Consider the following 14,827-nt stretch of genomic DNA (forward strand, 5'->3'; position numbering starts at 1 on the left):
AGCCAACCGCAGCCGAATGGCCGAGCCACTGCCACCGAGGCCGCGGACGACGGCGCCTGGCGCCGGATCGCATCCGCCGCCGGGCGCCCCGCGCGGCTTTGCCGGGATCCCGGTGGCGTACAAGGAAGTGCCAGGAATGCCGCCGAAGCCGGCCAGGAGGATCACCTCGACCGGGAGCCGCAGCAAGATGCCGTGCTGCCGGGTCCCGAGAGCTTCATGCAGACCGACGCACTGGTACGCACATCTCGCAACCGTGTCACATGCGGATCAAATGTGACATAAGCCCCGAGAATGGTCGGGACCCTGCCGCGGCGTTCGGAGCCGGAGGGGCTGATGGAAGGTGAGGTGGCCGACGTGGCGGAAGCTTCGACAGACACGCAGGACGGCGAGAGTTCCGTCGAACTCGGGGGCTACCAGCAGGAGCTGAAACGGACGCTCGGCTCCTGGCAGGTGTTCGCGATCTCGTTCGCGTTCATCTCCGTGGCCGTCGGCATCTTCGCGACGTACGACGATGTTCTGGTGAACGCGGGGCCGGTCGGCATCTGGCTCTGGATCATCGCGGCGGTGGGGCAGACCCTGGTGGCTCTGGTGGTCGCGCAGCTCGCGGCCCGCGTCCCACTCAGCGGTTCCTCCTACCAGTGGGCCTCCCGGCTGGCCAACCCGAAGGTCGGCTGGGGGTTCGGGTGGCTGACCTTCTGTTACCTGGCGATCGCGGTGGTGGCGTCCGACAATGCGATGGCGAGTCAGGCATTCATGCCGCTCGTCGGCCTCGAGCCGGACGAGGGGACGGCGCGCCTGATCACCGTCGTGGTGCTGCTCGTCCAGGCCGTGCTCGCGGTGGCCTCCACGAGCATCGTCAGCCTGATCAACTGTGCTGCGGTCGGGCTCGAACTGGTCCTCGTCGTGGTGGTGGTGATCGCGCTCGCCATCGCTGTGGCGATCACGGGCGACGGAGCAGCCGGCAACCTCACCTCGCGCGGTGTCGCCGAGAACGCCCCCGGCTACTTCGCCGTCGGCGGCGGGCTGATGATTGCAATGATCATGGGCCTCGCCACGCTCGTCGGCTTCGACTCCGCCGCGAACCTGGCCGAGGAGGCCAAGGATCCCAGTCGCACCGTGCCACGCGCGATCGTGGGATCGGTCGTGGCGGCCGGACTGCTGGGAATGCTGTTCCTGATCACGCTCACCATCGCGATCGACGACATCCCCCGGGTCAGCGACAGCGGCTCCCCGGTCGCGGCGATCCTGCGCGATCAGCTCGGCCCGGTGATGGAGAGGACGCTGCTGGTCGCGATCACGTTCGCGTTCTTCGGAGCCGGGGTGGTGATCATGGTTTCGTGCTCGCGGATCATCTTCGCCATGTCGCGCGATGGGCGCTTCCCTGCCCACCGGCTGATGCGGCGGGTCAACCCGCGCACGCAGACGCCGATCCCGGCGACGGTCCTGATCTTCGCCCTGGGGGTCATCCTCATGGTCGCCCTGCCGGGTGCCGCACTGCTGGAGCTGATCACGGCAGGGACGATCCTTCCGGCGATCACCTACGGCTCGACGGTCGTCCTCTACCTGGCGGTGCGCAAGCGACTGGGTCGCAAGAAGGGCGCGTTCGACCTCGGGCGCTTCGAACTGCCGGTCGCGATCGGCGCGCTGGTGTGGACGCTCGTCGCGCTGTTCGTGCTGGTGGCACCCCGGGAGGCGCTCGTCTCCGTCGTGATCGTGGTCGGCTTGCTCGCCGCGGGCGGGCTGTTCTTCCTCCTTATGCTGAAATTCGACCGCGAGGCGCTGGAGACCGAGCCGGGAGACGTCAGCGCCTTCAAGCACTGACTCAGAGGTGAACGTGAGGGCACCGTTCGAGCAGCAGCGCGATCTGGTGGAGGTCGTGGCGAAGCTGAAGCAGGTCGTCCGTGCGTAGGACTGAGCACCCCTCGTGCATGGTGAGCCCTGGACCGGCAGCGGTCCGGGGCTCTGCTCGTGGGCGGCCCGGCTGAGGTCAGGCCTTCTTGGCGAGGAGGCAGGAGTCGACCTGCATGTCGGGCTCGGCGAATGAGTCGGGGGAGGTGGCGACCCAGAGACGCAGTTCGTCGTCGACCTTGCGGACCTCGAAGTCTGCTGTCACCTCGGGGTCGTCGAAGGTGAGGAGGACCTCTGTCCTGGGGCTGCTGTCGGTGCCCATGGTCCAGGTGCCGGAGCCCGTGCGGCGGGGGCCCGCGGCCCAGTCGCCGGTCTCGCGTCGTTCGATGAAAACGCCGCAGACGCTGGTGGACACGAAGGTCCGGTCCTTGTTCAGGACGAGGGTGCCGCCTTCCTCGTCCTGCCAGGTGCTGCCGAGTGGGAAGCCGGAGCCCAGGAAGGTGACTCCCTCGCCCGGGGCCTCGGGCAGGGAATCGTCGCCGAAGGCCGTCGGGGTGACGGCGGCGAGGGCCAAGAGGCCTCCGACGACGGCACCGGTGATGATGCCGGCCGATCTCGACCTGAGTTGGTTCAGCGTGTGGCGCATGCGTACCCCCCGCCGCTTTCCGAGCCTGAGCGACTCATATCAGCACAGGTCAGCCGCTTACGGAAGGGATGTCAGAGCTCGCGGTGGATCTTCGTGTTGGAGGCCTGGGCGCGGGGGCGGACCACCATGAGGTCGATGTTGACGTGGGAGGGGCGCGTGACGGCCCAGGTGATGGTGTCGGCGACGTCGTCGGCAGTGAGGGGCTCCGCCACGCCCGCGTAGACCTTGGCGGCCTTCTCGGTGTCGCCGCGGAAGCGGGTCGTCGCGAATTCGTCCGTCTTGACCAGGCCGGGGGCGATCTCGATGACGCGGACCGGGGTGCCGACGATCTCCAGGCGGAGGGTCTCGGCGAGGACCCGGGCCCCGTTCTTCGCGGCGACGTAGCCCGCGCCGCCTTCGTATGTGGCGTGACCCGCGGTGGAGGAGAGGACGACGACCGTGCCGTCCCCGCTGGCGGTGAGAGCGGGCAGCAGAGCCTGGGTGGTGTTGAGCGTGCCGATGACGTTGACCTCGTACATCCGGCGCCAGTCGGCGGGGTCGCCGGTCGCGACCGGGTCGGCGCCGAGTGCTCCGCCCGCGTTGTTGACGAGGACCTTGACCGGGCCGGAGCCGTCGAGGGAGGCCGCGAAGGCGTCGACGGCCGCGCGGTCGGTGACGTCGAGGCCGTAGGCCGTGGCCCGGTGGCCGGCGTCGGTCAGCTCGGCGGCCAGCGCCTCGATACGGTCCTTGCGGCGGGCGGTGAGGATCACGTGGTACCCGGCGGCGGCGAGCCCGCGCGCGGTCGCGGCGCCGATCCCGCTGCTCGCTCCGGTGACGACGGCGATGGGGGCGGCGGTCATGACAGCTCCTCGGTCAGGCGATCGATTCCCATGATCAGGATAGGCCGCTGTCAGCGGCCACGCGGCGCGTACACGATCACGGCCATACCGGCCAGGCAGATCAGCGCGCCGATGATGTCCCAGCGGTCGGGGCGGTAGCCGTCGGCGACCACGCCCCAGGCGAGCGATCCGGCGACGAACACCCCGCCGTAGGCGGCGAGGATGCGGCCGAAGTCGCCCTGCGGCTGGAGCGTGGCCACGAAGCCGTACGCGCCGAGGGCGAGGACTCCGGCGCCGATCCAGATCCAGCCACGGTGCTCGCGCACGCCCTGCCAGACGAGCCAGGCACCGCCGATCTCGAAGAGCGCGGCGACGGCGAACAGGAGGGCGGAGCGGGCGACCAGCATGCGGACCAGCGTGTCATGGAGGGTGCAGGCGGGCCGGTGCGGGCTCGCGCCAGACCGGAAGAGTGCGGCACAAGGGCCGCACCCGGGTCAGTTCTGTGCCCATGCGATGTATCCGTCCGGGCGGACCAGGAGCGACGTACGGCGCGGGGCGCGCCAGTGGGTCCGGGTGACGGGGCCGGGGGCGGGAGGCGCCGCCGCCGGGGCCGTGTCCTCGTCCTCGGGAGTGACCAGGACGAATTCGCCCTTGCGGAGCAGTTCGTAGAGGCGGCCCTCCGCGAGCTGCAGGTCGGGGGCGCGGGTGCCGGTCAGCCGGTGGGCGCCGCGCTCGGCGCCGTACGAGATGCCGATCCCCGAGATCATGCCTATCGCCTTGTCGGAGGCAGGGCGGACCGTGGAGATGAACCGGGCGACGAGGGAGCGGAACAGGCGCTGCGCAGAGGTGTGCGCCATGGCGAGGCGGACGATCGCGCCGCTGCTGCGCAGCACCATCGCGCCGACCGGATGCCGCTCCGCCTGGTAGGTGTCGAGGAGGGCGTCGGCGTCCGGCGCGTCACCACGGACGGCCGCGGCAAGCTTCCAGGAGAGGTTCGCCGCGTCCTGCATGCCGGTGTTCATCCCCTGGCCGCCGGCCGGGGAGTGGACGTGCGCCGCGTCTCCGGCGAGGAAGATCCGGCCCTTCCGGTACTCCGGGACCTGCCGCTCGTCGCTGTGGAAGCGGGACAGCCAGCGGGGGTCCCGCATGCCGAAGTCGGTGCCGAGCGCCTGGCGGGCGATGGCGCGCACCTCCTCCAGATCGAGCGGCTCGCTCTCCGGGACCTGGTGGCTGCGCCGCCATGCCATCACCCGGTACCAGCCGTCGCCGAACGCCGCGACGGCCGCGAACGCGTCCCCCGTGCCGTCGGCGTAGAACGGGCTCTCGGGCTCTTCGGCGAGACGGACGTCCGCCATGGCCATGGACCGGATGACCGAGTCGCCGGGGAAGGGCAGACCGAGGGCCTTGCGCACGGAGCTGCGCACCCCGTCGGCGCCGACGCAATAGCGGGAGCGCAGCGTCGAGTCCCGCCCCGCCGCGTCGCGCAGCTCGGCGGTGACCGAGTCGGCGCCCTGGCGCAGCCCGCGCAGCTCCGTGTCGAACCGGAAGTCGGCCCCGGCGGAGAGCGCTCGGCGCTTCAGCAGGCGCTCCACCTCGTACTGCGGGGTGACCAGGAGGAACGGGAAACGGGTCCGCAGCCGGGACAGGTCGAAGGCGATCCGGCGGAAGAAGCGCATGTGGGTCATGGGTGAGCCCGTCTTCACCAGCTCCTCCGCGAGGTCCCGGGCGTCGAGCAGCTCCAGCGTGCGGGCGTGCACGCCGAAGGCCCGGGTCATGTTGCTCGTCTGCTGCGGGCGGCGCTCGACGACGGTGACCCGGATGCCCGCGGCTGCGAGGTCGCCCGCGAGGAGCAGGCCGGTGGGGCCTGCGCCCACGACGGTCACGTCGGTGTCGTACGAACTGGTCATGGCTGCCTCCTGAACACGTGCAGGTCAACGCTTCTAGGTCAACACTTGTAGGTCAACGTTCGTTGGCCAACGCCCGTTGGTCAACGCTTGTTGGCGAATGTAGACCCGGTGGATCTGGCGTGTCAACACTTGTTGGCCTACAGTTGTGGGCATGAATTCGGAAGCAGTCGCCACCCCGCGCCGCTCGGACGCCACCCGCGCCGCGATCCTCGAAGCCGCCCGCGAGCGCTTCGCCGCGGACGGCTACGAGCGGGCCACGATCCGTGCCATCGCCCGGGACGCCGGGATCGACCCGTCGATGGTGATGCGGTACTACGGCAACAAGGAGGGGCTGTTCGCCGCCGCTTCCGAAATCGATCTGCGGCTGCCCGAGTTGGGTGCCATGCCGGGCCAGCACATCGGAGCGGTCCTCGTCTCCCATTTCCTCGACCGCTGGGAGGACGACGAGGTGCTGACCGCCCTGCTCCGGGTCGGCGTCACCAATGAGGCCGGCGCCGAGCGCATGCGGGAGATATTCAAGGGACAGCTGCTGCCGGTAGCGGCCGGAGTCTGCCCGGTGCCGGCCGAGGCCCCGCGTCGGGCCGCCCTCGCCGGCTCGCAGATTCTGGGGATGGCCCTCGCTCGCTATGTGCTGCGCGTGCCGCCCGTGGTCGACATGACCAGGGAGGAGGTGATCGCCTGGCTGGCCCCGACGATTCAGCGCTACCTGACGGCGGAGGCCCCGTAGGCCGGCTGCCTGCTTCGTACACTCTCTGCATGCCGCAGAAGAGTTCCGGACGGCGTCGCGGTCTGATGGCCGAGCTCGCCGACGTGTCCCGTCGCCACATGGCCGCGTACGCCATGTTCAACCAGGCGCTCGCGGACCATCTGCGGCTCCACCCCACCGATCTGCAGTGCCTCAATCTGCTCGGACTCGAACCGGGGCCCGTCACCACCGGGCGCGTGGCCGAACTGACCGGGCTCACCACCGGATCGGCGACTCGGCTGGTCGACCGACTGGAGCGGGCCGGCTATGTGACGCGGAGGCGGGACACGGAGGACCGGCGCAAAGTGCTCGTCGAAACCGTGCCCGGGCGCATGGCGGAATTCGGGGCGGTCTGGGACCGGCTGGGCGTCGCCTGGGCGGCGATGTTCGATGCCTACGAGGACGATGAGATCGCGCTGCTCACCTCCCACATGCGGCGGACGGTAGAGCTCGCGGCCCTGCAGATCGAGCGGCTGCGCCACGGTGAGCCGGACCGGCCCTAGGGGTGCCTTGTGGATCTTGCCTGATCCACAAGACACCCCCCTAGGCCGCCGCGTTGCCGAATTCGCGCAGCGCGCCCTCGACGATCGCCTCCAGGCGGGCGTGGTGGGCGCCCCGCCAGTAGACGCGCTCGCAGGCCGTGCACTGGGCGAACACGTCGTACGAGCGCTGCGTGCCCTGCTCCAAGTGGTGCTCCACGGCCTCCTTGTCGGTGTCCGTGAGCGGGCCGTTGCAGGCAGTGCAGCGGGTCCACGGCGCGAGGGCGGGCGCGAACCGCTGCAGCACGTCCCGCAGCTGGTCGTCGGGGCGGTCGCTGTAGACGTACGCCCCGGCCCACAGCTCGCGGCGGCGCAGCAGCCCGCGGTCACGCGACAGCATCACGCGCTGCTCCTGCGCCGAGAGCGTGGCCAGGGCCGGATCGCCGATGTCCTCGCTCTCGTACGCCGCGTCGACGCCCAGCAGCCGCAGCCGTCGGGCGAGGGTGCCGAGATGGACGTCGAGCAGGAAGCGGAGCGGGGCGCCCGGTACGTGCTGCGGGCGCTCGACGCCGAGCACCTCGATGTGCTCGCCCGCGGCGGGGATGTGCGAGACCTGGACCGGGGCGCCGTCCACCAGCAGCCGCCCCGCCTCGGTGAGCGGAATGCCGAGCGACTCGACGACATGGCCGAGTGTCGAGGCGCCGTCGGTGACGAGGGACGTCCGCCCGTCGCGGCGCTCCGCCGCGACGAAGAGCCGCAGCTCAGGGGCGAAGCTGATGTGGATCTCCGGTCCGTTCACGCCGCCAGCATGCCATCGGGCGGACCGCGCCAGCCAGGCCTTTCCGCCGTGCCGCAGCGTCCCCGCTGCCGCCTACCCGCCGCAGCGTCCCCGCCGCCGCTTCCCGTATGGGCACGCGTTGCCGCTGAACCCCTTGGACAGGCGACAGGCGACAGGCGACAGGCAACAGGCTCTAGGCCTGGCCACAGAAGGCGTCGGCGTGCTCGCGGGCCCAGGCGGCGAACGTACGGGCCGGATGACCGGTCAGCTCCTCGACGGTGCGGGTAACGGGTGCAGGTGAACCGACGTGCGACGCCCAGTGGTTGAGCAGTGCGTCCGCGAAGTGCTCCGGCACGTAGTCGGCGACGGACACTTTCCATGCAGCGGGCGAGACCGTGTTGACCGTGATCTCCCGTTCCGCCACCCGCGCCAGGACGGCGATCTGCTCCGTGAAGGTGAGCGACTCGGGTCCCGTGAGCAGATACGCCGAGCCGCGCAGGGCGGGCTGGGTGAGAGCGGCGAGAGCTGCCTCGGCAAGGTCGGACTCGTGGATCGGATCGCTGTACGAGCCGGGGTACGGGAGGTCCACCGCGCCCGCGGACCGCACCGCCCATGACCACTGCAGCGCGTTGGTCGCGAAGGCGCCCGGCTGCAGGTAGGTGACCTCGAACGCGCCGTCCGAGGCCGCGGATTCCAGCGCCCGCTCGACCGCGAGATGGGAGGCGGCGATCGGGTTGTCCGCGGCATCGGGGGCGAGGACCGAGCTGGAGGAGAGCAGCACGATGTGTTTCACGCCTGCCCTGCGGACCGCCGCGGTGAAGCTCTCGATCCCCGACGGCTCGGCGTAGAGGAAGACGGACTCGATACCGGCGAGAGCGGCCGGGAAGGTCTCCGGGTCGGAGAGGTCGCAGGGCACGGCCGGCACGTCCGGGGGATGGCTGAGCTCCTTGTGCCGTGCCGAGGCGGCACGCACGGCGATCCCCCGGTCGTGCAGGAGCCGCACCAGGGCTGAGCCGACACGCCCGCGGCTTCCGGTGACAAGAACGGTCATGAGGTGGGTCTCCTGCTCTCTCGGTTGATTAACCTGACGCAGTATCTGCGTGACGCAGATAAATATCTGCGAGGGGCCCGGAATCCGTCAAGCCAATAAATGCGGCATGCCTGTGGCTGCCGCGCACATGCCGCTGAGCGACGCCGAGCGAGCCGGAACGGCGCGGAACGGCGCGGAACGGCGCCGAGCGCCGCCTCACCTGGACGTTTGTGCCGCGTACGCCGTCGGCGGCACACCAACCGTCGCCGTGAAGTCCCGTACGAGATGCGCCTGGTCGCTGTAGCCGAGCTCGGCCGCGAGCGCAGCCCAGTCCGGCTCGCTGCCGGTGCCGGTGCCGGTTCCAGTGCCGCTGCCGCTGCCGGGGCCGGAGTCGGTCCCCGGACCCTCCGCCTCGGCCCGTTCCAGCGCCTCGTGAATGCGGTAGCGCAGGATGACCCACTTCGGCCCGACGCCGACGTACGCCGCGAAAAGCCGCTGCAACGTCCGCACCGACACCCCCTCCGCCTCCGCGAGTTGAGCCACGCGGCGGATCGTCCGGTCCGTACGGACCTGCTCGACCAGCGCCATCGCGTGATCGGCCTGCGGATCGGCCACCGGGCCGAGCCCCAGCAGGAACGCGTCGAGCGCCGCGACCCGCGCATCCTCCTCGTCCGGTCCGACAACGGCCGCGGCGCCGATGCCGGAAGGGACGTCGAAGACCTCGCCCACCGGCACGTGCCGCCCTGTCCACTCCGACACCGGCCGCCCAGGGGCGAAGGGCCGGAAGCCGCCCGGCCGGAACTGCACCCCGCAGACCCGCCCCCGGCCCTCCAGCTTCTTCGTGAAGAGCCCGAGACCGATGCCCGCGACCTCGCCCCAGGGCTCCTCGTTCCCGTACCGCTGGAAGACGACGTTCACGGACGGATGCGGCACCACATGGGAGGCGTACGGCTCGGGCAGGTCCCAGTCGATGAGCCAGTAGTGCTCCAGATACGGCCGCAGCTGTGGGGCGGGCTCGCGGCGCCGGAAGCGTACCCGCGCGAAGAGCTCCGGGGCGTCGACGATCCCCCGGGTGTCGCGTCGCGGACCGGCTGCCGCCGCCTCCTGCGGCTCACTCCTGCTGCCCATGCCCGGATCCTATGTCGCCTTTGTTCTGTCGCGTTTGTTCAAGACGCAGGGGCCCGCGCTGCCCACCATCGAGGTCATGAAGGCCATCAGTGAACTGCTCGAAGCCACGACTGCACGCGCCGTTCCCGTCGTACGCGGAGTGACCGCGGCCGACCTGACCGCGCCGACTCCGTGCCCGGAGTACGACGTACGCGCCCTGATCAACCACCTCCTCCACGTGGTCGTCAACTTCCAGGCGCTCGCCGCCAAGAAGGACTCCGACTTCTCCACGACCCCCGACCGGACGGCGGGCGACTGGCAGGGTCTCTTCGAGGACGAGACCGCGCGGCTCGTGAAGGCCTGGGCCGAACCGGGCGCCGAGGAGGGCACCACGGGCTCGCTCGGCCTTCCGGCCAGGACGGTCGGGCACATGGTGCTGGGCGATCTGACCGTGCACGTGTGGGATCTGGCCCGTGCGACCGGGCAGGAGTACGACCCGGATCCGGAGGTGGTCGCCGAACTGGTCCCGGCACTCGAGGAGATGGCCCCGATGGCACGTCGATGGGGGGCTTTCGGGGAGGCGGTCAGTGTGCCGGCGGATGCGTCCCCGTTCGCGCGGGTGCTGGGGACGACGGGTCGTGATCCGGGGTGGAGCCCGCGCTGACGCCGCCGTACGCGCCTGTGCACTCGTCGTCGTATGCGCCGGCGTACCTGTCGTCGTACAGATCTGCGAGCCGCGCGTACGCCTCCTCCACGATCTCCTCCGCCGCCACGAGCATCTCCCGCTCGGCGAGGCGTGCGCCGGCGTGCGCGTACGGGGACGGGGAAGGGGACGGGGAAGGGGACCGGGACGTCGGCGGGAACCGGGACGGGAACGGGAACGAGAACGGTGACGGCGGTGCCGGACGTCCGCGCCGCCACCAGCTCTCGCACACCGCGTAGATGCCGGGCGCGCAGACCGTCAGCGGGATGCACAGGGCCAGCAGGACGTCACCCACGCCGTGCCTCCTTGGATGTTCGGATGTCGGGACACGCGACACGACCGGTGCGTGCACTGTGGACATCGGCCGGCGCGGCGTCCGGCTGGAGGCAGGTCACCGTTCAAAAGCCTGTCCGGACAACGGGATTGCAGGATCACCGCATGACCCTCAGGTGACTCGGCGGTTCCTCATCGAACGGACTGCCATGGACAAGCGCGTTCTCGTCGTACAGGGTTGCCGGGAGAGTGAGTGCCGGGCCCTCGCGCCCGGTGCAGCCGTGCCGCCCAGGAGCCCGCGTTGTCGATGATCCGGAATCTCCGTCGCGCGGTGCGCCGTGCATACCGGCGCACCGTCGATCTCAGCCACCCTGCGCGCTCGCCGCTCGGCAGCGCCGTCGTCAACTGTGTGGGGTACGCGGACGGGGTGCGACAGGCCGGGCACTGCCCGGCCGAAGAGGCACTGCGCCGCGTACGCAAGGAGAACACCGCAAGCCCCGGCACCAACGGCTTCGTCTGGATCGGGCTGCACGAGCCCACCCAGGAGGAATTCGCCTCGCTCGCCGAGCTGTTCGGCCTGCACCCGCTGACGGTCGAGGACGCCGTCAACGCCCACCGGCGGCCCAAGGTCGTCCCGTACGACGACACGCTGCTCGCGGTCTTCAAGACCGTCGGGTACGCCGAGCACGACCAGCTGACCCCCACGAGCCAGGTGGTGGAGACCGGCGAGATCACGGTGATCACCGGCCGGGACTTCGTGATCACCATCAGGTACGGACGGCACGGCTCGCTCGGCCCGCTGCGCGAGGCGCTGGAGACGACGCCCGAGCAGCTCGCCAAGGGGCCCTCGTCAGTGCTGCACGCGGTGGCCGACTTCGTCGTGGACGAGTACGTCGCCGTCGCCGACGCCGTGCAGGACGACATAGAGGCGGTCGAGACGGCCGTCTTCTCCGAGCACGTGGGGCGCGGGGCCGCGGGCCGTGGCGAAGCCGGGCGGATCTACCAGCTGAAGCGGGAGCTCCTGGAGTTCAAGCGGGCGATGTCCCCGCTGAGCCGCCCGCTCGAGGCCCTCGCCACCCAGCCCGACTCCCTCATCGCCCCCGACATCCGGCCGTACTTCCGGGACGTGTCCGACCATCTCGCCCGCGCGGGCGAGCAGATCAACGGCTTCGACTCGCTCCTGGACTCGATCCTCCAGGCCCATCTGGCGCAGATGACCGTCGCCCAGAACGAGGACATGCGCAAGATCACGGCGTGGGCGGCGATCGTGGCCGTACCGACGATGGTCTGTGGGGTGTACGGCATGAACTTCGACCACATGCCGGAGCTGCGCTGGACCTACGGCTACCCGGTCGTCCTCGGCGTCATGGCCGTCGCCTGCTTCGTGATCCACCGGGGCTTCCGCCGCAACGGCTGGCTCTGACGGCCCCGCGGTACGGGCACCGCCCGACGGGGTACATGCCCGGCGGCATACGCGCCCGACGGCATACGTGTCGGCGTACGTGTGCGACGGCGTACGTGTCGGCGTGCGCGCCCGGGCCGGGAATCAGAGACCCGCCGACTCCGACCACGCCGGATACCACTCTCCGAAACGGCTGAGCCCGGATCCTGGGCGGACAGGGCCGAAGGACGGGATGTGACGGCCTTCCCGTGCCGGCGCGCGCCGTCCCACGGCACCCCCGTACCTGCAGAACCCCACCGCAGGGCCCCACCGGGCCCGGCGGTCAGGGCCAGACCAGGCAGTACGGCTGGTGCCCCGCCTCGTGCAGCCGGACCGAGAAGTCCTGCCACTCGTGGAGCAGCTGGTACACGTTGAACGCGTCACGCGGGCCGCCCCGGTCCGGGACCGTGGACCAGATGAAGGCGGCCGCGCCGACCGACTCCTCGCCGATGCCGCGGAGCGGGTCGACGACGGTCATGGGGAGCTTCACCACCGCGTAGTCGGGGTGCAGGACCACCAGCTCCAGCGGCGGCACCTTGTGCAGCGGCATGCCCTGGATACCCGTGAGGACCATCGCGGCTATCGTCTCGGGCTTGATCTTGGTGAACATTCCGCCCATGCCCAGCTCATCGCCGCCCAGCTCCTCCGGGCGCATCGAAATGGGCACGCGGGCAGCCGTGGCGCCGTCGGGTGCGCCGAAATACTTGTAGGTCACCCCCACTCGGCCACCCCTGCTCCCCGTGGGCTCGTCCGCCTGGTGCCGCCGGTGCCTCCCCCGCCGGGCAGGCTCGGGACCCAGATCGTCAGTCCCCTCGCCCAGTCCGCCACCGCGATGCATATCTCCACCCGACTGCTTTTAGGACGCACAGCCCCCGCCGCGCAACCCGATCATCGTGACAGTGACCTCCCCCACGGACGTGCGGTGAAACACCTGTCCGCAAGAACGTCCCGGGCCTCTGACACCATGGATTCCGTGAGCTTTCCCTATGACGCCCCAGTTTCGCAGACGCTTTTCGACCGCGCGTCCCTCGTGACGCCCGGCGGCGTGAACTCTCCCGTCCGTGCCTTTCGAGCTGTGGGCGGTACGCCCCGGTTCATGGTGTCCGGTACCGGTCCGTACCTGACCGATGCCGATGGACGCGAGTATGTCGACCTCGTGTGTTCGTGGGGTCCGATGATCCTCGGACATGCCCACCCCGAGGTCATCTCCGCAGTTCAGGAGGCCGTCGCCCGCGGCACCTCGTTCGGTACGCCGGGAGAGGGTGAGGTTGCTCTCGCCGAGGAGATCGTGGACCGGATCGAGCCGGTCGATCAGGTACGGCTTGTCTCGAGCGGTACGGAAGCGACGATGTCCGCGATCCGGCTGGCCCGCGGGTTCACCGGTCGCGCCAAGGTGATCAAGTTCGCCGGGTGCTACCACGGGCATGTGGACGCCCTGCTGGCCGCCGCCGGATCCGGGGTGGCCACCTTCGGGCTGCCCGACACGCCGGGCGTCACGGGCGCTCAGGCGGGCGACACGATCGTGCTGCCGTACAACGATCTGGAGTCGGTCCACGCCGCCTTCCACGCGCACCCGGGCGAGATCGCGTGCGTGATCACGGAGGCGTCGCCGGGCAACATGGGCGTGGTCCCGCCGCTGCCGGGCTTCAACCAGGGCCTCAAGGACGCCTGCGCGAAGAACGGGGCGCTCTACATCTCCGACGAGGTCATGACCGGCTTCCGTACGTCGAAGGCCGGCTGGTACGGCATCGACGGCGTCACCCCGGACCTGATGACCTTCGGCAAGGTCATGGGCGGCGGCTTCCCCGCCGCGGCGTTCGGCGGCCGCGCCGACGTGATGGGACACCTCGCCCCCGCCGGGCCGGTCTACCAGGCGGGCACCCTGTCCGGGAACCCGATCGCGACCGCCGCGGGCCTCGCCCAGCTGCGGCTCCTCGACGACGCCGCGTACGAGAAGGTCGACGCGGTCTCCGCGCGGATCCAGGGCCTCGTCACGGATGCGCTGACCAAGGAGGGTGTCGCCCACCGGCTGCAGACCGCGAGCAACATGTTCTCGGTCTTCTTCACCGACCGTGAGGTGCGCGACTACGACGACGCGAAGAAGCAGGATGCGTTCCGCTTCAACGCCTTCTTCCATTCGATGCTCTCTCAAGGCGTCTACCTCCCGCCGTCCGCGTTCGAGTCCTGGTTCGTGTCGACGGCCCACGACGACGCCGCCATCGACCGGATCGCCGCCGCACTGCCCGCGGCCGCCCGCGCCGCCGCGGAGGCCACCGCATGACCGGCACGGAGACCAGTACGGAAACGACCGTCGTTCATCTCATCCGGCACGGCGAAGTGGACAATCCGGATGGTGTGCTCTACGGGCGCCGGGCGGGCTACCACCTCTCCGATCTCGGCCGCCGGATGGCCGACCGGGTCGCCGAGCACCTCGCGGAACGTGACATCACTCACGTCGGGGCGTCTCCGCTGGAGCGGGCGCAGGAGACGGCCGCGCCGATCGCCAAGTCGCACGGCCTGGGCCTGGACACCGACGAGCGGCTGATCGAGGCGGCGAACGTCTTCGAGGGCAAGACCTTCGGGGTCGGCGACGGCGCCCTGCGCAAGCCGGGCAACTGGAAGCACCTGGTCAATCCGTTCCGGCCATCCTGGGGTGAGCCGTACCTCGATCAGGTGGTGCGGATGATGGGTGCGCTGGACGCCGCGCGTGACGCGGCCCGCGGCCATGAGGCGGTCCTGGTCAGCCACCAGCTGCCGATCTGGATCGTGCGCAGCTACGTGGAGCGGCGCCGGCTCTGGCACGATCCGCGCCGCCGGCAGTGCACCCTCGCGTCGCTGACGAGTTTCACCTATCAGGGCGACAAGATCGTCTCGGTCGGATACTCGGAACCGGCCCGCGATCTTGTTCCGGCGCATCTTCTCGCCGGCGCCAAACCGGTCAAGGGCAAGTCAAAAGCCTTTGGCGCGTAGCTATCTGGCGGTGCCGCACTTTCCGTGCTAACCCCTGGAACCTTCGCGTTCCGCACGCCATCTAACCCGTTGGTCGGACGGC

Annotated in this window: 16 protein-coding genes; 7 read left to right on the forward strand and 9 right to left on the reverse strand. The window is 70.4% G+C overall.

What is annotated here, in order from left to right; all coding sequences use genetic code 11:
- Positions 1 to 354: 354 nt before the first annotated feature.
- Positions 355 to 1,821: an APC family permease gene (locus AC0699_RS02385; RefSeq protein ID WP_478654682.1), complete on the forward strand. Its 1,467-nt coding sequence runs from the start codon at positions 355 to 357 to the stop codon at positions 1,819 to 1,821.
- Positions 1,822 to 1,987: 166 nt separating this feature from the next.
- Here AC0699_RS02385 and AC0699_RS02390 read toward each other — a convergent pair whose 3' ends face one another.
- From AC0699_RS02390 to AC0699_RS02405, 4 genes are all read right to left on the reverse strand, one after another.
- Positions 1,988 to 2,494, reverse strand: a complete 507-nt coding sequence (locus AC0699_RS02390) for a hypothetical protein (protein WP_478654685.1) — start codon at positions 2,492 to 2,494, stop codon at positions 1,988 to 1,990.
- A 71-nt stretch (positions 2,495 to 2,565) separates the two neighbouring features.
- On the reverse strand, positions 2,566 to 3,333 hold the full coding sequence (locus AC0699_RS02395) for an SDR family NAD(P)-dependent oxidoreductase (protein WP_478654687.1): 768 nt from the start codon (positions 3,331 to 3,333) through the stop codon (positions 2,566 to 2,568).
- Positions 3,334 to 3,383: 50 nt separating this feature from the next.
- Entirely contained in the window at positions 3,384 to 3,719 is a 336-nt protein-coding gene (locus AC0699_RS02400) for a YnfA family protein (RefSeq protein ID WP_478654690.1), read from the reverse strand.
- Between the two features lie 87 nt (positions 3,720 to 3,806).
- A complete protein-coding gene (locus AC0699_RS02405) occupies positions 3,807 to 5,219 on the reverse strand; it encodes an FAD-dependent oxidoreductase (RefSeq protein WP_478654692.1) in 1,413 nt (470 codons plus the stop codon).
- A gap of 151 nt (positions 5,220 to 5,370) precedes the next feature.
- On the opposite strand from AC0699_RS02405, the gene AC0699_RS02410 reads away from it, so the two are divergent.
- Together AC0699_RS02410 and AC0699_RS02415 are read left to right on the forward strand one after the other, a co-directional pair.
- On the forward strand, positions 5,371 to 5,946 hold the full coding sequence (locus tag AC0699_RS02410; protein WP_478654694.1) for a TetR/AcrR family transcriptional regulator: 576 nt from the start codon (positions 5,371 to 5,373) through the stop codon (positions 5,944 to 5,946).
- A gap of 29 nt (positions 5,947 to 5,975) precedes the next feature.
- The gene (locus AC0699_RS02415; RefSeq protein ID WP_478654697.1) at positions 5,976 to 6,467 is read left to right on the forward strand and encodes a MarR family winged helix-turn-helix transcriptional regulator; all 492 of its coding nucleotides are present in this window, start codon (positions 5,976 to 5,978) and stop codon (positions 6,465 to 6,467) included.
- Positions 6,468 to 6,507: 40 nt separating this feature from the next.
- Here AC0699_RS02415 and AC0699_RS02420 read toward each other — a convergent pair whose 3' ends face one another.
- From AC0699_RS02420 to AC0699_RS02430, 3 genes are all read right to left on the reverse strand, one after another.
- The gene (locus AC0699_RS02420; protein WP_478654699.1) at positions 6,508 to 7,242 is read right to left on the reverse strand and encodes a Mut7-C RNAse domain-containing protein; all 735 of its coding nucleotides are present in this window, start codon (positions 7,240 to 7,242) and stop codon (positions 6,508 to 6,510) included.
- Between the two features lie 172 nt (positions 7,243 to 7,414).
- Entirely contained in the window at positions 7,415 to 8,272 is an 858-nt protein-coding gene (locus AC0699_RS02425; protein ID WP_478654701.1) for an SDR family oxidoreductase, read from the reverse strand.
- Positions 8,273 to 8,467: 195 nt separating this feature from the next.
- Positions 8,468 to 9,379, reverse strand: coding sequence for a DUF6597 domain-containing transcriptional factor (locus tag AC0699_RS02430; protein WP_478654703.1), 912 nt, complete (start codon positions 9,377 to 9,379; stop codon positions 8,468 to 8,470).
- Between the two features lie 76 nt (positions 9,380 to 9,455).
- Here AC0699_RS02430 and AC0699_RS02435 point away from each other — a divergent pair, with 76 nt between their 5' ends.
- Positions 9,456 to 10,022 (forward strand): TIGR03086 family metal-binding protein, encoded by a 567-nt coding sequence (locus AC0699_RS02435; protein WP_478655468.1) that lies wholly within the window; start codon positions 9,456 to 9,458, stop codon positions 10,020 to 10,022.
- Here the strand turns inward: AC0699_RS02435 and AC0699_RS02440 are convergent.
- Entirely contained in the window at positions 9,943 to 10,356 is a 414-nt protein-coding gene (locus AC0699_RS02440; protein WP_478654705.1) for a hypothetical protein, read from the reverse strand. The two genes, AC0699_RS02435 and AC0699_RS02440, sit on opposite strands and share 80 nt — an antisense overlap.
- Before the next feature lie 285 nt (positions 10,357 to 10,641).
- Between AC0699_RS02440 and corA the strand changes: the two genes are divergently transcribed.
- Positions 10,642 to 11,757, forward strand: coding sequence for a magnesium/cobalt transporter CorA (gene corA / locus AC0699_RS02445; RefSeq protein WP_478654707.1), 1,116 nt, complete (start codon positions 10,642 to 10,644; stop codon positions 11,755 to 11,757).
- 301 nt (positions 11,758 to 12,058) lie between these two features.
- Here corA and AC0699_RS02450 read toward each other — a convergent pair whose 3' ends face one another.
- The gene (locus tag AC0699_RS02450; protein ID WP_478654710.1) at positions 12,059 to 12,613 is read right to left on the reverse strand and encodes a hypothetical protein; all 555 of its coding nucleotides are present in this window, start codon (positions 12,611 to 12,613) and stop codon (positions 12,059 to 12,061) included.
- 126 nt (positions 12,614 to 12,739) lie between these two features.
- Between AC0699_RS02450 and hemL the strand changes: the two genes are divergently transcribed.
- Entirely contained in the window at positions 12,740 to 14,056 is a 1,317-nt protein-coding gene (gene hemL / locus AC0699_RS02455; protein ID WP_478654713.1) for a glutamate-1-semialdehyde 2,1-aminomutase, read from the forward strand.
- Positions 14,053 to 14,745 (forward strand): histidine phosphatase family protein, encoded by a 693-nt coding sequence (locus AC0699_RS02460; protein WP_478654715.1) that lies wholly within the window; start codon positions 14,053 to 14,055, stop codon positions 14,743 to 14,745. Before hemL ends, AC0699_RS02460 begins: the two co-directional genes overlap by 4 nt.
- The last annotated feature ends 82 nt before the right edge of the window (positions 14,746 to 14,827 follow it).

This window comes from Streptomyces sp. NPDC043870 (genome assembly GCF_056435785.1).